General features: G+C 43.8%; 18 protein-coding genes. 14 read left to right on the top strand and 4 right to left on the bottom strand.

Annotation, left to right across the window (positions count from 1 at the left end; genetic code table 11):
* The 7 genes from IJJ71_RS00920 to IJJ71_RS00950 form a co-directional block, all read left to right on the top strand.
* Positions 1-1,693 (top strand): 3'-5' exonuclease (locus IJJ71_RS00920; protein WP_296844771.1); only part of this gene is annotated, 1,693 nt, incomplete at its 5' end.
* 96 nt (positions 1,694-1,789) lie between these two features.
* Positions 1,790-2,737, top strand: a complete 948-nt coding sequence (locus IJJ71_RS00925; protein WP_296844772.1) for a TAXI family TRAP transporter solute-binding subunit — start codon at positions 1,790-1,792, stop codon at positions 2,735-2,737.
* 139 nt (positions 2,738-2,876) lie between these two features.
* Positions 2,877-3,416: a DUF1850 domain-containing protein gene (locus tag IJJ71_RS00930; RefSeq protein WP_296844773.1), complete on the top strand. Its 540-nt coding sequence runs from the start codon at positions 2,877-2,879 to the stop codon at positions 3,414-3,416.
* Complete coding sequence (locus tag IJJ71_RS00935) at positions 3,409-5,475, top strand: TRAP transporter permease (protein ID WP_296844774.1); 2,067 nt, start codon at positions 3,409-3,411, stop codon at positions 5,473-5,475. Before IJJ71_RS00930 ends, IJJ71_RS00935 begins: the two co-directional genes overlap by 8 nt.
* Before the next feature lie 54 nt (positions 5,476-5,529).
* Entirely contained in the window at positions 5,530-6,615 is a 1,086-nt protein-coding gene (locus tag IJJ71_RS00940) for an FPP/GGPP synthase family protein (RefSeq protein WP_296844775.1), read from the top strand.
* The gene (locus tag IJJ71_RS00945) at positions 6,615-7,169 is read left to right on the top strand and encodes a tetratricopeptide repeat protein (RefSeq protein WP_296844776.1); all 555 of its coding nucleotides are present in this window, start codon (positions 6,615-6,617) and stop codon (positions 7,167-7,169) included. Before IJJ71_RS00940 ends, IJJ71_RS00945 begins: the two co-directional genes overlap by 1 nt.
* Positions 7,162-7,575, top strand: a complete 414-nt coding sequence (locus IJJ71_RS00950) for a SoxR reducing system RseC family protein (protein WP_296844777.1) — start codon at positions 7,162-7,164, stop codon at positions 7,573-7,575. Before IJJ71_RS00945 ends, IJJ71_RS00950 begins: the two co-directional genes overlap by 8 nt.
* A gap of 95 nt (positions 7,576-7,670) precedes the next feature.
* Here the strand turns inward: IJJ71_RS00950 and IJJ71_RS00955 are convergent, their stop codons facing one another.
* On the bottom strand, positions 7,671-8,114 hold the full coding sequence (locus tag IJJ71_RS00955) for a hypothetical protein (RefSeq protein WP_296844778.1): 444 nt from the start codon (positions 8,112-8,114) through the stop codon (positions 7,671-7,673).
* 128 nt (positions 8,115-8,242) lie between these two features.
* Between IJJ71_RS00955 and IJJ71_RS00960 the strand changes: the two genes are divergently transcribed.
* Positions 8,243-9,937 carry a hypothetical protein gene (locus tag IJJ71_RS00960; RefSeq protein WP_296844779.1) on the top strand — a complete coding sequence of 565 codons (1,695 nt, stop codon included), beginning with the start codon at positions 8,243-8,245 and terminating at the stop codon, positions 9,935-9,937.
* A gap of 2 nt (positions 9,938-9,939) precedes the next feature.
* On the opposite strand, the gene IJJ71_RS00965 is transcribed toward IJJ71_RS00960, so the two are convergent.
* Entirely contained in the window at positions 9,940-10,515 is a 576-nt protein-coding gene (locus tag IJJ71_RS00965) for an MBL fold metallo-hydrolase (protein ID WP_296844781.1), read from the bottom strand.
* Complete coding sequence (locus IJJ71_RS00970) at positions 10,512-11,198, bottom strand: pentapeptide repeat-containing protein (protein ID WP_296844782.1); 687 nt, start codon at positions 11,196-11,198, stop codon at positions 10,512-10,514. The genes IJJ71_RS00965 and IJJ71_RS00970 overlap by 4 nt, the downstream gene beginning before the upstream one ends.
* A 78-nt stretch (positions 11,199-11,276) precedes the next feature.
* On the opposite strand from IJJ71_RS00970, the gene murI reads away from it, so the two are divergent.
* Genes murI through deoD form a run of 6 tightly spaced genes read left to right on the top strand, consistent with a single transcriptional unit; the run spans position 11,277 to position 16,795 of the window.
* A complete protein-coding gene (gene murI / locus IJJ71_RS00975) occupies positions 11,277-12,095 on the top strand; it encodes a glutamate racemase (RefSeq protein ID WP_296844783.1) in 819 nt (272 codons plus the stop codon).
* A 28-nt stretch (positions 12,096-12,123) separates the two neighbouring features.
* Positions 12,124-13,188, top strand: coding sequence for a mannose-1-phosphate guanylyltransferase (locus tag IJJ71_RS00980; protein WP_296844785.1), 1,065 nt, complete (start codon positions 12,124-12,126; stop codon positions 13,186-13,188).
* A gap of 26 nt (positions 13,189-13,214) precedes the next feature.
* Positions 13,215-14,846, top strand: a complete 1,632-nt coding sequence (gene malQ, locus IJJ71_RS00985; RefSeq protein ID WP_296844786.1) for a 4-alpha-glucanotransferase — start codon at positions 13,215-13,217, stop codon at positions 14,844-14,846.
* Between the two features lie 19 nt (positions 14,847-14,865).
* A complete protein-coding gene (locus tag IJJ71_RS00990; RefSeq protein ID WP_296844787.1) occupies positions 14,866-15,429 on the top strand; it encodes a chromate transporter in 564 nt (187 codons plus the stop codon).
* Positions 15,422-16,042 (top strand): chromate transporter, encoded by a 621-nt coding sequence (locus IJJ71_RS00995; protein WP_296844788.1) that lies wholly within the window; start codon positions 15,422-15,424, stop codon positions 16,040-16,042. The genes IJJ71_RS00990 and IJJ71_RS00995 overlap by 8 nt, the downstream gene beginning before the upstream one ends.
* Before the next feature lie 42 nt (positions 16,043-16,084).
* The gene (deoD, locus tag IJJ71_RS01000; protein ID WP_296844789.1) at positions 16,085-16,795 is read left to right on the top strand and encodes a purine-nucleoside phosphorylase; all 711 of its coding nucleotides are present in this window, start codon (positions 16,085-16,087) and stop codon (positions 16,793-16,795) included.
* 177 nt (positions 16,796-16,972) lie between these two features.
* On the opposite strand, the gene IJJ71_RS01005 is transcribed toward deoD, so the two are convergent.
* Positions 16,973-17,161, bottom strand: a 189-nt coding sequence (locus IJJ71_RS01005; protein ID WP_486389603.1) for a phosphorylase family protein, incomplete at its 5' end; no start/stop codon positions are given.

Genomic DNA, 17,161 nt, shown 5'->3' on the forward strand with positions numbered 1-17,161 from the left:
GCTTGACCAGAACACCGACATTTTTACGGACGGTCCTGTGAATGATATTTACAGCTTCCTCAGGCTTTGTGTTTATCCGGGCGATAACAATGCGTTCGCAGCCTTCCTGGCTTCTCCTTTCTGCAACCTCAATCAAAAGGCCTTGCAGTCAGTCCTTGCAGAAAGCACTCTTTCGACTCTCCCGGAGACTGAAGAGGAACTTCAGAAAAAGGCCGAAGAAATCCTTTGCGAATCTTCCAGCGAGCAGAAAAACCGTTTTGTGAAAGGAATCCTGTATATCAAAGAGAAAACTCATCAGATTTTGAGCCAGAAACTTTCCGAAACCATAAACGATTTGTGGCATGAAACGGGATATCATTATTCAACTATGGAAAATCAGAAAACTGAGCTGTATGCAGAGCTTTTTGACTTCCTCTTTGAGCTTGCTCGGCAGTGCGACAAGGGCCAGAAGAATATTTCGTGGTTTGTAGACCAGCTTGCGATTGTAAAAAATAAAGAAAAAATTGCTCAGAGTGATGAAGAAATCGATGTAAAAGAAATTTCTTATCCGCTCGAAGAAAAAGATGCCGTTCAGATTATGACTATTCACAAAAGCAAGGGCCTGCAGTTCCCTTATGTCTTCATTATGGGTTGTATCGGTGCCAAAAAATCCAGCGACAAAGCACAGATTTTCTTTGATGATGAATATGGAGCGAGCATCAAGCCAGAAAGCGGGTCGGCAAATTATTTTTCAATCACACAAAAAGCTATTTCCGACAAAAAAGAACTTGCCGAATTCCGTCGTCTTATTTACGTTGCGATTACGCGGGCGATTGAGCAAGTCTACATTGTAGGAGCATGGAATCCAAATTCAAATAGTATTTCTGACAATAATCTCAAACTGATTGAAAAGACTGCACTGGATTTTTACGGTGAGGAGCTTTCTAAGAAGGATTTTGAGAATGGAAAGATGATTTTTTCAGAAAAGAAATTTGCACCTTTCACTTATGAAGGAATTGAACCTGTCAAAAAGACGGAAACTTATTCTTTCGGAACAAAAAATGATTGCAAAACCCGCATTTTTGATATTCTTCCGTCTGATGTCGAAGAAATTGTTTACGAGGAGCCTGTTTCAATCCGAAAAAGGCCGAGCGATCAGGAAGAAGGATTTGAAGTCAGTTCAACTTTCACAATTGAAAATCCTTCCGAGACTGATAAGAAATTTGGCTTGACCGCCGCAGAATTCGGAACTTTGGCTCACGATTATCTTCGCGCACAGGCAGAGGGCATTATGCCACAAGAATATGATCCGTCTTTTGCTCGCCTTAAGCAACTTTCAGATACAGAAATTGCCAAAAACAAAGAGCTTTGCATAAAAATGTGCCATGAATTTGCTGAAAGTCCTCTGGGAAAAGCCGCTTATTCTTCGTCTGGCAGCGCGCTCTCTCAAAAACGCTTTATCCGTGCGGAACTTGAATTCAAAATGTTTAATGACGGTTACATCTGGTCTGGTTTCATCGATTTGATTTATCAGAATGCTGACGGCTCGTACACAATCGTTGATTACAAGTCAGACAGCAATATTATGCCCGAAAAACATGCCGCCCAGCTTCACACATACCGTACGCTCGCAAGTAAACTTTTCCGAATCCCGGAAGAAAAAATCAGCTGCAAGCTGTGGTATCTGCGTCACGGCAAAGAAGTGGAAGTTTAGGAAATACCGAAATTTATATTGAACTTTGGTAGAGTGAAAGATTGAAAATAACTCAATTTTTTATTAAAATAATTCATCTTATTTTAGGAGAAAAAAATGAAAAAAATTGTTGTTTTTGCTTCTTTGCTTGGTGCTTTGCTTGCCCTCACAGGTTGTAATGACAAAAAAAATTACATCCTCGCTACTGGAGGTACTTCTGGAACTTATTATCCGTTCGGTGGTGCAATCGCCAACATTTGGAATACAAAAATCGCAAACATGAATGTCACAGCTCAGGCAACTGGTGCTTCTGCAGAGAACTTGCGACTCATTTCTAAAGGCGACGCAGAATTCGCTACAGTTCAGAACGATGTTATGGATTACGCTTACCGTGGTTCAGACATGTTCGCAGGTCAGAAACTCCCGAACCTTGCTTCAATCGGCACTTTGTACCCAGAAGTCGTTCAGATTGCTGCTTCAAAATCAAGCGGAATCAAATCAATCGGCGACTTGCACGGAAAGCGCGTTTCTGTCGGTGATGCCGGCTCTGGCGTAGAATTCAACGCAAAACAGATTCTTGAAGGCTACGGAATCACATTCGACGACATCAAAAAGAACAATCTTTCTTTCAAAGAATCTGCAGAAGGCTTGCAGAACGGCACTCTCGATGCTTGTTTCATCACAGCTGGTGTTCCAAACGCAGCATTGCAGGAGCTTGCTTTCACAGCCGGTCTCGTTCTCATTCCTGTAACTGGAGCTGAGGCTGATTCAATCTGCAACAAATATTCATTCTACACAAAAACTGTCATTCCAGCTGGCACATACAAAGGCACAGACATTGACACAGAAGCTCTTGCAATCAAGGCAACTTTGGCTGTAAGCGCATCTTTGGATGAAAGCACAGTTTACGAAATGACAAAAGCTTTGTTCGAGAACCTTGATGAGCTTGGTTCTGCACATGCAAAGGGCAAGGAAGTTTCTGCAAAAGCAGCCGTAACAGGCATTTCAGTTCCATTCCACCCAGGTGCTGCAAAATACTTCAAAGAAATTGGTGTTTTAGACTAATATTGCGCCAAATTTCTTGCGGCCGCCCTTCCGCGAGCACAATCGTTGTCGTGCTCGATTCCCTTCGCTAACGCTCATTGCGGCGTTCGCTATGCTCACTATGCAACTTTGGGGCTACACGGCGGGGCGGCATTAAATTATGAAAAAAATAATTTTTTTGGCTGTATCCGCACTTTTGGTTTTAAATCTTCCTTTAGTGCGGGTGCTATCAATTTCAAATCGAAAGAACTTTTCAGAAAAAATTTATTCGCGCAGCGGAGCCAGAGACGGCTTTGCAATCAGTTACACACATTCTGTCAATAAAGGCCGGGTTCATGATTTCTATCTCCCCGCAGGCGATGGCGGATTAGAGCTTTTTATGACGGAATTTGTCTCTTATGGAGCGGGAATCCCTGAGCCTTATGAGACAGACGGAGCTGAATTCCACAGCACAGATAATGGTTATATAATCAGCGGCTTAAACCGGCGGCTTCCAAAGCTTGTCATGGCTGTAGGTGTGATTGCCGAACATTCCGTGAGTTTTGGCAAAACTGCCATGGAAGGAATGGAATTCAGCGGCAATAATGAATTTTTTTTGAAAGAGTTTTTCAAACCGCAGACGAGCCTTGTTTTTGAGATAAAGAGGGTTTCGATTCTGAATTATTTTATTACAAAAAAACTGGAGGTCAAGAATGAGTGACGAAATTGAGAGTACAAAGGAAAGCCCCCTTGTTGAAAGTTTGCTTCCTACTACGAACGAAGATGAGATGAAGAATCTCATGCAGAATTTGGACAGAGAACAGGCTTACCGTGAGCATAAATGCTGGCGGCAGTACATCACCGTTCTTGTTTCCCTTGCATTCTGTAGTTTTCAGCTTTATGCCACTTTGAGCGGCCGAATCCCGGCACAGATTGTTCGTGCAAGTCATCTGGCTTTCGTTCAGTTCCTTGCATTCCTGCTTTTCCCGGCCTCAAAGTCCATGCCAAAAGATACGCTTCCTCTTTATGATGTTGCGCTTGCTTTCATCGGTGCTGGCTGCTGGAGCTATTACATAATTAATTTCCATCAGATTGTTCTTCGCGCCGGTGCATACACAACTCTTGATATTTTTGTCGGAATCATCGGAATCATAATCCTGTTTGAAAGTTGCCGTCGCATTGTTGGCCTTCCGATTATGATTATTGCCGGCGGATTCATTCTGTATGCTTTCATCGGAAAGTTCTTGCCGGGATTCCTCAATCACCGCGGTTACAAACTTACACGCGTCGTAAGCCATTTGTATTACACTACAGAAGGAATCATGGGAACTCCAATCGGAGCCTGTTCAACATTTATCTTCCTCTTCATTCTTTTTGGTGCATTCCTCGAAAAAACTGGAATCGGCCAGTTCTTCATTGATTCCTGCAATGCCATTGCTGGTGGAGCAAGCGGCGGTCCTGCAAAAGTTGCGGTTCTTTCTTCAGCTTTGCTCGGAACAGTTTCTGGAAGTTCCGTTTCAAACACTGTCGGTTCGGGCAGCTTCACCATCCCGATGATGAAAAAACTTGGTTATCGCGGAGAATTTGCCGGCGCGGTTGAGGCTGCGTCTTCAACAGGCGGTCAGCTCATGCCTCCGATTATGGGTGCTGCTGCATTCCTCATGGCGGAAAGTGTCGGCGTTCCTTATATCACTGTCGTAAAGGCTGCGATTATCCCGGCTTTCTTGTATTTCGCAGGAATTTTTATCACTGTTCATCTTGAGGCTCACAAACGCGGGCTCAAAGGTCTTCCAAAAGAAGAAATCCCGCGCTTCATTCCGCTTTTCCTTTCACGCGGTTACATGATTCTGCCTCTTGCCGTGATTATTTATTTCCTTTGCTCAGGGAAAACGGCCACTTACTCTGCTCTCATGGGAATTCTTTCGATTATCATGATTTCGATTGTCGTTTCGTTCATCGATGTTGCAAAAGGTAAAAAACCTCGTTTCAGCTTTAATGATTTGGTTCAGGTTCTTTGTGCGGCAGCCCGCGGTGTAATCAGTGTTGCGATTGCCTGTGGTATGGCTGGAATCATTATCGGTGTCGTCACCCTCACAGGCCTTGGCTTGAAGCTCGGTGCAGGTCTCGTTGCGCTTGCTCACGGTCAGCTTTTTGTCACTCTGATTCTCACTATGATTTCTTCTATTATATTGGGTATGGGTGCACCAACTACTGCCAACTATCTCATCACTTCGACAATCACGGCTACTGCAATCGTACATTGTGTTTACGGCAACGGAACTCCAACTCCAGAACAGCTTTTGCCGGCTCACATGTTCGCTTTCTATTTCGGAATTATCGCCGATGTCACGCCTCCTGTAGCTCTTGCGGCCATTGCTGGTGCTGCGATTGCAAAGGCCCGGCCAATGCGCACGGCTGTCAATGCGACCAAACTTGCAATCGGTGCATTCATCGTTCCGTACATGTTCATTTACAACCCTTCAATGCTCATGATTGGTGCGAATGCCTTCTCAATTTTGGGAATAACAATCACGGCACTTATCGGAATGTTCGCAATTTCAGCAGGTCTTGAAGGCTATGCTTTTGCAAATACTGGCTTCCTAAACAATCTTTCAGTTTCTTCCAAATTAAAAAGGGGAGCTTCAGCTGCAGAAAGACTTTGCTTTGTTGTTGCTGGCTTGTGTTGTATCGATCCGCGCACTGCCACAGATATTTTCGGCATCGTCTTCCTGCTCGCATTGATTGGCGTGCAAATCCTGAGAAAACGACTCGCAAAATAAGTTCGCTTTTAAGCTGGTGTGGCTTTTTTGGGATTATTGCATTATAATTAAACTATGAACAAAGAATTCTCTGACCGTCTCCAAAAAATCGAGGCGGTCTTAAATAGATATCTTCCTTCTCAAAGCAATCTGGATTGCAATCCAGATTGGCGTTCTGCTTCTTTTGGGGCTATTGATTCGTGTATCAACGAAACTCATCTTGAAAATCTTATCGGGCCTTGTAAAAATCTCGTTGATTTGGGTGGCAAAAGATGGCGGCCGCTTCTTCTGGTTTTATGCGCGGAGCTTGCTTCCTCACACAAATCCGAGTCTGAGATTCAGTCTGCGCTCGAAAAGGCTTACAACATTACGCCTCTTGTTGAATTTTCTCATACGGCCAGCTTGATTCATGATGACATTGAGGATGCCGCTGATACCCGCCGTGGAAAACCATGCGCTTACATCACTTATGGCCTTGATGTGGCGTTAAATGCCGGTTCATGGCTCATTTTTCAGGCTTCAACATGTATTCAGAATATTGCGGCTTCTGATGCCGAAAAAAAACTTCTTTACGAGCTTTATTTGATGGAGCTTCGCCGCTTGCATCTTGGTCAGGCGATGGACATCCTCTGGCACCGAAACCCAGAGCTTATTCCTTCAATTGATGAGTACAGGGCAATGGTTCGCAACAAAACCGGCACTCTTTCTCGTCTTGCCGTAAAACTTGGCGTTCTTGCCGGTGGGGCAGGCCAGGATATTGTTGAAAAAGCTGGCTGCTTCGCCGAGGATATTGGCACAGGCTTCCAGATTATCGATGATGTAATCAATCTCACAAGCGGCAATCCTGGTAAAAAACGCGGTGACGACATCGTTGAGGGCAAAAAAAGCCTTCCGGTTCTTCTTCACCTCCAAAAAAATCCAGCAGATACAGAAAAACTTGCCTCTCTTTTCGTTCAGGCTCGAAAGGAAGGAATTGATTCTCCTGCCGTTGAGCAGGCAATTTCAATCCTCACAAATAGCGGTGCCGTTGAAGAAGCAAAAAGTCTTGGAGTAAAAACAATCGAAGAAAACGCTGAGAACCTTTCAAATCTTTTTGGAAACAGTGGTTCCAAGGCTGCTGGCCTCATAATGGAATTGTTCGAAGCCTTACGGGGAAAATAATGGTAGAGAATGTTGTGACCTTAAACACTCAAGCGATTGAGTTTGCTGAGCACGGCCAGTATTTCGAGGCGATTGCCTGTCTCAAAAGAGCAATTTCAATCGAACGATACAATCATCTTCTCTGGTACAATCTTGGGATTACTTATCGTGATGCCGGTAACCTTGCTGATGCAAAAGCAGCCCTTCTTCGCGCCCATGAAATCGAAAACGAGGACGATGAAATTATCGAAACTCTTGCGCTTGTCTGCTTCAATCAGGGATGTAGCGAGGAAGCTATGTCATATTGCCTTGAAGGCCTTGCACAGAACAGCCAGAACGCGCACCTGTGGAATACAATCGGCGTAATTTATTTCAATCAGAATGACTTCCCGATGGCATGTGAAGCCTTTGAAAACGCCGTCACAATCAATTCTTACTATTACGATGCCCTTTTCAACCTTCGTGATACTTATGAGGAGCTTGGAAATACCGCCGGTTATCAAATGTGCGTTGAGCAGATGAAAAATATCCAGCTGGGCGAAAACGATTTTAAAAACGAGGGCAACGATGCGTGATTTTGCCATCGTCAAAGCTATCGACGGTCAAAAAATCGAAGTCGTCTCCCTCATTTCCGATGCCTGCCTTGCCTGTAATGACATTCATTGCGCAAAAGACGGCAAAAGCTTTCATGTGCTCAACAAAAAAAATCTGCCTCTTCAAGAAAACAACATCATTCGAATCGGCTTCCCGCGGATTTTGAACGGATTTTTAGGCCTCGTTTCGCTGTTGTTTCCAATCTTAAGTTGCGTAGCCGGCTTCCTTTTGACACCATATTTTTCAAAACGCCTCGAATTCGCCGTCACCCAGTCAAGCCAGGCCTGCGTGTCGGGCATTTTCTTCGTGGCGGCATCATTAATTGTCTTCGTAGTAAGCCGCACCGACATCCATCTGACCCACCCCGAAGTCATCCAGATTATGTAAGGAGCGACGGCGTAGAGGGGAGAGGTCTCTCCCCTGCGCCACACTTCGTTGTGTCGCACCCCACTCGCCTAAGGGGAATCCCCCTTAAAATCCCCTTATTTTACCTTCCCCCATTTTTCGGCCGTGATTTCCCAGTGCACACCGTTCTCATATTCCTCGCTGTTCATCTCAACAATCCTGAACGGACTAAGCTTTTTGAAAGGAATTTCTTCCTGAGAGAGAATTGCTTCCGCCGAAAAACTTTCTTGTGCTTCTTTTGTCAGATTTTCTTCATCGATTTCACACAATTCAATTCTTCCTTCTGCTGCATTCCCATTGATTTCAAGCCCGACCGAAAGAAAAATCCGCCCTTTATCCAAAAAAACTTTTCCAACATCAGCTTTTGTGATTTTATCAGTGACGGCGCACAATTCCCCGCATTTAAGGCAAATCGGATAAACAGGCACAAACCCAGAAATCGTCCTGCAAATCTCCTTTTGCAAATCTTTCAATAAAATCAACTGGTTAGGATTAGGCAGCAAAACAATTTCATCTTTCATAAAAAAAATCCTCATTCAAAACCTTAAATTTTCCGCTTTCCACTTTCCACTTCCCACTTTCTCGCTTTCACTTTTAATTTTCTTTCAATATGATAGTTTAAATTCTTTTTTTGTGGTAGATTTTATGTATGAGTTTTCTGGATTTTTCAAAAAAAACATTTTTCCTTCTATATATCAGCGTAGTCCCTGTGTTTTTTTCATGTACACAGAAGTCATCTTTTGCTCTCGACATCCCTGATTTTTATCCGTCAGAGGTTATGGAATCTTCTTCGGCCGGAGTCAGGTATTTTTCTTTTACCGCTGATCAAAAAGGCGCGATTCAAAACTTCTTTGAGGCCAACGACGATGCCGCACTTCTGATTCAGATTTCTCCTGTAAAAGTCCGCACTTCAGAATCCGATACGCAGGGTTTGCTTTCTTACGGATTTTTTTACGATTCTCAGTCTAAAGCCGAAGAAGTCAATTCCGTTCCTGTTGTCACAGATTACCTTCAAAAATACAACGGCACATCTTTTGCCCTTTCATTCTGCTTTGAAAAGACCGGCAAAATTCCTCAGGGATTTTTCATAAAGTCTGCTTCCAAAGTCAAAGTCGAAAATGCGCAGATTATGCGTGCTGTTATCGGCCATGATTTTTCCGGCTCAGTTCCTGTTTTTGCATTCGCACCGAACGGCGGAGTCAATAACGGCACGGACGATTTCCGCGGGGCTTCACTTGCTTTCAACTCAATCAATTCTCGTGAAGGACTCATGCCTAAAATCACCGTAAAATTCCGCGAGACAACTGGCAGTCAGAAGCTTGCTTTTGGCGGTGAAGTGCTTTATATCCGCCGCAATGAGCTTCCTGTTGAAATCCCTACGGCGGCACTCAAATCTCCTTTTTCTGTGGTCACATATCCTGACGAGGAGCAATATCCTGTTTCCGTGTTGCTCTCGGCTTCCGATAAAAATCTTCTTACTTTTGCTCAGGGGCGCAAGAATGTTCTTGTTCCGATTAAAGTTGACCCAGGCTTGATTATGAAATGGTCCCGTAACACTTGGCGCGGAAATGATTATGAGCTTTTTATTTGGGACAGGTTTCCGGGAGTCCTTTTCTTTGATATTTCAACTTATGCCGTTCAGGATGATTTTTTCCGAAGAATCGCATTCTTTGTCGAAAAGGCTGGCTACAGGGGCAGGCTTCTTTCGGATGCTGAACTTAAGGGAAAACACGGCTACAATGCGCACGATTATAAGGCTGACGATTTAGCCAGATTCTATGAAAAAGCCAGGGTAGAAAATTTCCCGCTTAATGAAAAAGAACTTCTGTTAAAAGAAATCCTTGCATATAACGGGGTTCTGCAGATTGCACCTGGGGGCGAAGTATTGCCTGGAAGCGGTGCCGTTATTTCAATTTCTCAGGAATCACCGGACTATCTCCGCACAACTTTTATTGCGCACGAAGGCTGGCACGGCATTTTCTTCATCGATGAAGAATTCCGAAACACTGTTGCTTCAATTTATTACACGATTGATCCTCAGACAATAGCCTATTTGCGCAGATATTTTCAGGTTACTCCGAGCCTCAATTATGATATCCGCGACGATTATCTTTTGAAAAACGAATTCATGGCTTACATGCTCCAAAGGCCGGTTTCTGCAACTGCTCCATATTTTGTTGACATGGCAAAACGCGAACATTCCCAGCAGCTTGCCAAACAAGAAGCAGACTATATCATTGCGACTGGAGGAAGCGGATTTGAGGGAGCTGCCCGCCTGCTTGACGAATATGTTAGCGACCGCTGGAACCTGAATGCCGGAAGGGTGTGGCTTATTACGCGATAATTTTAGATGTGGGCGGCTGCAGTGTCCAAATCGAGGTTGAACTGCTTTTCTGCGCCCACAGATGTGAGCGGGCCGTGACCTGGCATAATCACCAGTTCATCGCTCATCGTAAAAATCTTGGATTTGATTCCGTTGCAGAGATATTTTTTTGTGTATGCACATGAGCTTGAGCCGATTGTGCCTGCAAAAATTACATCGCCCGTGAAAAGAACATTCCCGATTTTGTAAACGATTGAATCAGCCGTATGTCCTGGAACCGAGAAATATTCAACATTCAGCCCGCCGATTTTTTTAGTTCCTTCGCCTTTGAGGATGTTTTTGTCAGTTGAAAGCTCATTGTCAGCCGCATATACCGAAAAATCATAGATTTTCTTGAGTGTTTTTAAGCCCCTGTAATGATTCGTGTGCTTGTGTGTGATTAGAACGGCTGTCAAATCGTAGTGTTCTTCCTCAATCTGAGAAATAAGCGTGTTTGAGATTTTGCATGGGTCGATTATGAGGGCTTTTTTTGTCTCCTCGTTGACCACAAGGTAGCAGTTCGTGAGTTTTTCAAAATCAAGGTGAAGGTAGATTTTCATAATGTAGGCCCCTTCTGAACGCCCTGCGGAACATTAAGCTCTTCAAGGCCGGTGAACAATGCGCTTCCTCGTTTGTCGAAGATCGCCGCATTTGTGTTTGACTGACGGAAGCTGACATTCTGCTGCGTGATTTCCCAGAAAACCGCTTCCTTTATGTTACAGTTTCGGAATGATGTGTCGATTAATTTTGAATTGATGAAATATGAGCTGTACAAATCTGAATCGTCAAAAGATGACTGGAATGATGAGATTCCGCTGAAATTGTTCTGAACCATGTCGCTGCCTGTGAAAAGGACATGGCTGAATTTTGCGCCTGCGAAAGATGAGAACAAAATATTGCTTTCGATAAAGTTGCTGTCCGTAAAAACTGAGAACGCGAAATTTGTGAGCCTAACCCGGAGACCAGAAGTTTTTATCCCTGAAAAAAGGCAGTTTGAGAGGTCACAGCCGTAAAATCTTTTGTTTGTGAGGTCAATATTTGTGAATGTGAGACCGCTTGCGTTAAGCCCGACAATTTTGTCATGATTTTTTATGTAGGAATAGATTCTGGTTTGAAGTGCTTCTTTGTCTGGGGTATGAGCGTAACAAAAATCAGCACTCTCGATAAGATTGCCGTTTGAATCAATGTCTGATATTGCGAAATGAGGACAATCAGGATTCCTGCATTTTGAAAACGAATACATATATATATTGTATCGAAAAATCTTCTATAAAAAAAGAGTATCATTGCAAGAATTCGTATAAATGATTAAAATAAAAATATGAATGACACCGTGGACTTTGCCTTTCTTGACAGTGGAACTGGCGGAATTCCTTATATGCTTTCTCTTCACGAAAAATTGCCAGAAGCTCGTTGCGTTTATCTCGGTGACACGCTTAATTTTCCTTATGGCGAAAAGTCCGGCGAGCAGGTCACGGAATGTGCATCTTCTTCAATTCAAAAAATCATAGATTTATGGAACCCAAAAGCAATTGTCGTGGCGTGCAATACAATTTCTGTCACGGCACTGGAGCCTTTGCGCGCTCGTTTCAAAAATCTTCCTATTATAGGCACTGTTCCTGCAATCAAAGTGGCGGCTGGTGTCACAAAAAACAAGAGAATTGGTCTTCTTGCAACAACAGCCACGGTAAATCATCCTTATTCTAAAAAACTTATTGAAGAATTCGCAAGTGATTGCCAGGTTTTTAACCGTGCTGATCCAAAGCTGATTGATTTTGTCGAAAAAAAATATTTTAACGCGAGCGAAGAAGAGAGGCTTGATGCTGTAAAAGAAGCTGCCGATTTCTTCAAAAAAAATGATTGCGATACGGTTATTTTGGGCTGCACTCACTTCACGCACATCGCAAATGAAATGCGGAAAGCTTGTGGTGAATCTATCACCGTTGTGGACAGCCGTGACGGAGTGGCAAATCAGGCAATCCGAAAAATCCACGAAGAAAATGAAAAATCAACTTCTGCAGAAAATTTTTCTTCCATCAAAAATCTCACTTTCTTTGTCACAAAGGCGGACGAAAAGGAAATCTCTGAATATAAGACTCTTTGCGAGAATGTAAAAATTCCGTGGGGCGGAGTCATATAACAGAAGACACGAAAGACAGGAGCGAATTATGAAAATTTATGGCGTGATTATGGCCGGTGGTGGCGGAACCCGATTCTGGCCGCTTTCAAGACAGGCAACTCCAAAACAACTTCTCAATTTAAGTGGCAAAGATTTGATGGTAAACGAGGTCATTGACCGCCTTTCAAAAACTGCAAGCAAGGACGATATTTTCATAGTTACCAATAAAACTCAGGTCGCAAAAATGCTTGAGGCAACAAATGGACGCATTCAGAAAAATCATATTCTCTCAGAGCCTAGCGCACGAAACACATCTGCCTGCATTGGTTATGCCGCAATGGAAATCGTCAAAAAATACGGCGACGGAATCATGGTAATCACGCCGAGCGACGCTTACATCAAAAATGAAACAGAATTTACCCGCATTTTAGGAATCGCCGTAAAAGCCGCCGAAGAAAAAGACGCGCTTGTCACTGTTGGAATCACACCGACATTTGCTGCGACAGGCTACGGCTACATCAAATTTCAAAAATCAGGCGAAAATGTGCTTAAAGTCCTCGAATTCAAGGAAAAGCCTGACGAAGCCACCGCAAAAAAATATGTTGAAAGCGGTGAATATGCCTGGAACAGCGGAATGTTCATCTGGAAGGCAAGCACAATCCTGAAAAAGTTTGAAAAATATCTTCCTGAAATATACGCAGATTTACAGAAAATCGGCGATGCGATGAACACGGCCGATGAGCTTAAGGTGATTGAGGAAATCTATCCAAAAATCAACAGCATCTCTGTTGATTACGGAATCATGGAAAAGGCTGATGATGTATTCGTCGTTCCCGGAGAATTTGGATGGAATGATGTCGGAAGTTTTGATATGCTCGGAGTTCTTCACGAAGGTGACGAAAAAGGCAACATCAAAATCGGCGACCAAATCAATATTGGCTCAAAAAACTGCATCACATATTCAAGCGGTCGCCTTGTCGCCACAATCGGCTTGGAAAATGTCGTCGTGATTGAAACCGGAGACGCAGTCCTTGTCTGCGACAAAAATAAAGTTCAGGATGTAAAAAAGGTAGTCGAACAGCTCAAAAAAGATGGAAGAAACGAACTGTTGTAAATATAAAGTTAAAAGGAGTGAATATCATGGAAAGAAAAGCAGGAATTTTACTTCATCCGACAAGCTTGCCTGGAACGGCAGGAATCGGTACGCTCGGAAAAAATGCTTTTGAATTTATTGACTGGCTCGAAAAGGCCGGAATGAAAATCTGGCAGGTTTTGCCGCTTGGTCCTACAGGCTATGGTGACAGTCCTTATCAGTCATTCTCGACATTCGCGCTCAATCCGCTTCTAATTGATTTTGAAGATTTGGTTGTGCGGGGCTGGGCAAATAAAAAAGATACTAAAAAGCCTTCATATATCAAAATGACTGGAAAGGTTGATTTCGGTGCTGTTGTTTGGTGGAAATCTCATGCGCTCAAAGAAATCGCAAAATCTTTCCTAGAAATCATCACAAATCCAGAAGCAACAACTTCTGAAAATTACGACCCGAATACAAAGGCTGAATTCTTTGCTTTCTGCCGTGAAAATCAGTATTGGCTCAAAGATTATGCCGCATTCACAAGCATAAAATCATTCTACGATGCAAAAGCCGCAAAAGAAGCCGAAGCAAAACGATGTGCGGTTCCGGGCACTTGGAATGTATATTGGGACAAAGAACTTTCAAAACATGACGAAAAAGCTGTTGAAAAATGGGTAAACGAGCATACAGAAGATTTCCTTCAGACTGAGGTAATTCAGTTCTTCGCAGCAAAACAGTGGGCTGCCGTTCATGAATATGCAAAATCAAAAGGAATCCAGATTGTCGGCGATATTCCGATTTTCGTTGCCGCTGATTCCAGCGATGTCTGGGCTAACCAGGGCTTGTTCAAGATTGGAAGCGACGGTCAGTTCAGTGCAGTTGCCGGGGTTCCGCCGGATTATTTTTCTGCCACAGGCCAGCTTTGGGGAAATCCTCTTTATGACTGGGATGCGATGAAAAAAGACGGTTACGCATGGTGGATTGCACGAATCAAAAAAATGCTTTCATTGGTTGACTGTGTGCGAATCGACCATTTCCGCGGATTTGAGTCATATTGGGCTGTTCCGTTCGGAAGTTTGACCGCTGAGACTGGAAAATGGGAAAAAGGTCCTGGAATCGAGCTTTTCGATGCGATTAAAAAAGAACTTGGGGAGCTTCCGTTGATTGCTGAGGATTTGGGAATTATAACCGAAGAAGTGCGTGCTCTTCGTGATGATGCAAAATTGCCTGGCATGAAAGTGCTTCAGTTTGCGTTCGATAAAAATGAATGGAAGCAGGGAAGCCTTAAAAATGTTTTCCTTCCGCACAATTTTGAGACTACGAACTGCGTTGCTTACACAGGAACTCACGATAATGACACAACTCAGGGCTTGTTTGAGTCTCTTGATGACGAGAGTCTTGTTCTTATCGCTGATTATCTCACCGGAGAAAAGAATTCTGTCGAAAAGACAAAGAAACTCCTCGCAAGCAAAAAACTTACAAAAGCCTTTGTAAAAAGCATTTTTGCAAGCACAGCAAGCATCGCGGTCGTTCCTTTGCAGGATGTTTATACCCTCGGAACTTATGCCCGCATGAACACGCCTTCAACAAGCGGAACAAACTGGGCTTGGCGAGCTGAAAAAGGGCAGATTTCTGGTACAAAAGCCGAAAAAGCTGCCGCATGGTTAAAAAATCTGTGCGTTTTGTACGCAAGATAATAAATTTTTGAGGTTTTTAATGATTCGCACTCTTTGGGATTTGTTCTCGGTCTTTTTTAAGGTCGGACTTTGTACTTTTGGCGGTGGAATTGCTATGCTCCCGATTTTGGAGCGGGAGCTTGGTGAAAAGCGCGGCTGGGTCACTGGCGATGAGCTTCTGGATTATTTTGCGATAGGGCAGAGCACTCCAGGAATCATAGCCGTCAATGTCGCTACCTTCGTCGGCTACAAACGAGCGGGCTTTATAGGCGGTTGTGTTGCCACTTTTGGCATGGTATTTCCTTCTATCATCATAATCACGCTGATTGCAAAATTCATTTCTAATTTCAGCGAGATTGAATGGGTAAAAAAAGCCCTCACCGGAATCAATGTGGCCGTTGCGGCAATCCTGACGAGTGCAGTTTACAATTTCTCAAAAAAATCAGTGAAAAATCTGTTTGGTTTCCTTTTGCTCGTAATTTCATTCGTGCTGATTTTTGTCCTGAAAGTCAGTACCGTATGGGTGATTTTTGGCAGCGCAATTCTTGGCGTGATTCTCGCTGCTTGTCGCGGAGACTTCAAAAAAGAGGCAAAAAATGACTGATTTTATGATTTCACAGATTCAATCTCAGAGCGGAGTCGGGCTTTTCTGCCTTATCGCGGTCTTCTTTTATGTGGGGCTGATTACAATCGGTGGCGGTCAGGTCGCAATCACTGTCATGCAGCAGGTTCTTGTCGATCAGTTCCATCTGATTGATGACGCATTCTTCTTCAACATGGTCGCAATTTCTGAAAGTACACCTGGTCCAATCGGAATCAATATCGCCACTTACATCGGAACAGAGCTTTACGGTGTTTGGGGCGGATTTTTCTCAACTTTGGGCGAAGTGCTTCCTTCTCTGATTTGTATCATCATCATTGCAAAGTTTTTCGGAAAATTTGCAGAAAAAAAAGGCGTAAAGGCTGCATTCTCAACTCTCCGTCCTGCAGTTTCCGGGGTAATTGCAGTTGCGGCGGTCAAAATCATTATTATCGCATTGTTCATCGTCCGAGAAGGATTTTTGCTTTCTTCTCCTTCGACATGGAACGATAACATTCAGATTTACGGAATCAGCGCGATTTTTTATCTTATCTGTCTTTCTGTTTTATTCCGCACAAAGATTCATCCTGTATTCCTCGTTGCGGCCGGGGCTGTTTTTGGTGTAATTTTCTGCTAGTTTTTACTCGCAATTTAAGGATTTCGTGCTATAATATTTTTTATGAGTACACATATCAACGCGCCAGAGGGCGCAATCGCTCCAAACGTGTTGCTTCCGGGCGACCCTTTGCGAGCAAAATTCATCGCAGAAAATTTTTTGGAGAATGCCAAGTGCTATAACGAAGTGCGCGGCATGTTCGGCTTTACAGGTACATACAAAGGCGTGCCTGTGAGCGTTCAGGGAACAGGCATGGGGCAGCCGTCACTTTCTATTTATGCCACAGAACTGTTCAAATTCTACAATGTTCAGACGGCCATCCGTGTTGGCACTTGCGGTGCTGTAAGCGAAAAAACTCAGCTCCGCGACACAATCCTCGTCAATTCAGCATGTTCAGATTCATGCTTGCTCAACCAGCGTTTCGGCAATATGCACTATGCTCCAACAGCAAATTTCGAGCTTGTTCGTGCTGCTGACAAAGTTGCCGCTGAAATGGGAATCCGCTATGTTGTCGGTTCTGTCGCATCAAGCGATTTCTTCTACGACAAAAATGAGAACTGGAAGAAGTGGGCTGAGTACGGAGTTTTGGGCATCGAAATGGAAAGCGCGGAGCTTTTTACTTTGGCCGCAGAATACAAACGCCGTGCCATGGCAATCATGACAGTAAGCGACCACATTCTCCTGGGCGGAGCAACCACAGCCGAAGAACGCCAGACCACCTTCACCAACATGATGAAAGTCGCGCTGGAAACGATTGTGGCAACCCAGAAATAAAATTCCTCACAGAGGGCACAGAACTCACAGAGAGTAGTTGAAGTGAAAAAAATAAACCTCAGTCTCATTGTCTGACAGAAAATGAGACTGAGGTTTTGTATTTTGTTATGGGATTAAATCCTCTGTGCCCTCCAAAGCTCTGTGAGGAATTTTAATCTGTGCCCTCTGTGAGGAATTTTATTTCTGTGTAGCGACGATTGTTTCTAGGGCTACTTTCATCATGTTGGTGAAGGTGGTCTGGCGTTCTTCGGCGGTGGTTGCTCCGCCCAGGAGAATGTGGTCGCTTACTGTCATGATTGCCATGGCACGGCGTTTGTATTCTGCGGCCAAAGTAAAAAGCTCCGCGCTTTCCATTTCGATGCCCAA

This window comes from Treponema sp. (assembly GCF_017430385.1).
Taxonomy (GTDB): domain Bacteria; phylum Spirochaetota; class Spirochaetia; order Treponematales; family Treponemataceae; genus Treponema_D.

Excerpts from the sequence above, each read along its gene's own strand:
- IJJ71_RS00925 (WP_296844772.1), top strand. The coding sequence starts at position 1,790 with ATGAAAAAAATTGTTGTTTTTGCTTCTTTGCTTGGTGCTTTGCTTGCC.
- IJJ71_RS00990 (WP_296844787.1), top strand. The coding sequence starts at position 14,866 with ATGATTCGCACTCTTTGGGATTTGTTCTCGGTCTTTTTTAAGGTCGGA.
- IJJ71_RS00965 (WP_296844781.1), bottom strand. The coding sequence starts at position 10,515 with ATGAAAATCTACCTTCACCTTGATTTTGAAAAACTCACGAACTGCTAC.
- malQ (WP_296844786.1), top strand. The coding sequence starts at position 13,215 with ATGGAAAGAAAAGCAGGAATTTTACTTCATCCGACAAGCTTGCCTGGA.
- IJJ71_RS00980 (WP_296844785.1), top strand. The coding sequence starts at position 12,124 with ATGAAAATTTATGGCGTGATTATGGCCGGTGGTGGCGGAACCCGATTC.
- IJJ71_RS00960 (WP_296844779.1), top strand. The coding sequence starts at position 8,243 with ATGAGTTTTCTGGATTTTTCAAAAAAAACATTTTTCCTTCTATATATC.
- IJJ71_RS00935 (WP_296844774.1), top strand. The coding sequence starts at position 3,409 with ATGAGTGACGAAATTGAGAGTACAAAGGAAAGCCCCCTTGTTGAAAGT.
- IJJ71_RS00950 (WP_296844777.1), top strand. The coding sequence starts at position 7,162 with ATGCGTGATTTTGCCATCGTCAAAGCTATCGACGGTCAAAAAATCGAA.
- murI (WP_296844783.1), top strand. The coding sequence starts at position 11,277 with ATGAATGACACCGTGGACTTTGCCTTTCTTGACAGTGGAACTGGCGGA.
- IJJ71_RS00970 (WP_296844782.1), bottom strand. The coding sequence starts at position 11,198 with ATGTATTCGTTTTCAAAATGCAGGAATCCTGATTGTCCTCATTTCGCA.
- IJJ71_RS00955 (WP_296844778.1), bottom strand. The coding sequence starts at position 8,114 with ATGAAAGATGAAATTGTTTTGCTGCCTAATCCTAACCAGTTGATTTTA.
- IJJ71_RS00940 (WP_296844775.1), top strand. The coding sequence starts at position 5,530 with ATGAACAAAGAATTCTCTGACCGTCTCCAAAAAATCGAGGCGGTCTTA.
- IJJ71_RS00945 (WP_296844776.1), top strand. The coding sequence starts at position 6,615 with ATGGTAGAGAATGTTGTGACCTTAAACACTCAAGCGATTGAGTTTGCT.
- deoD (WP_296844789.1), top strand. The coding sequence starts at position 16,085 with ATGAGTACACATATCAACGCGCCAGAGGGCGCAATCGCTCCAAACGTG.
- IJJ71_RS00930 (WP_296844773.1), top strand. The coding sequence starts at position 2,877 with ATGAAAAAAATAATTTTTTTGGCTGTATCCGCACTTTTGGTTTTAAAT.
- IJJ71_RS00995 (WP_296844788.1), top strand. The coding sequence starts at position 15,422 with ATGACTGATTTTATGATTTCACAGATTCAATCTCAGAGCGGAGTCGGG.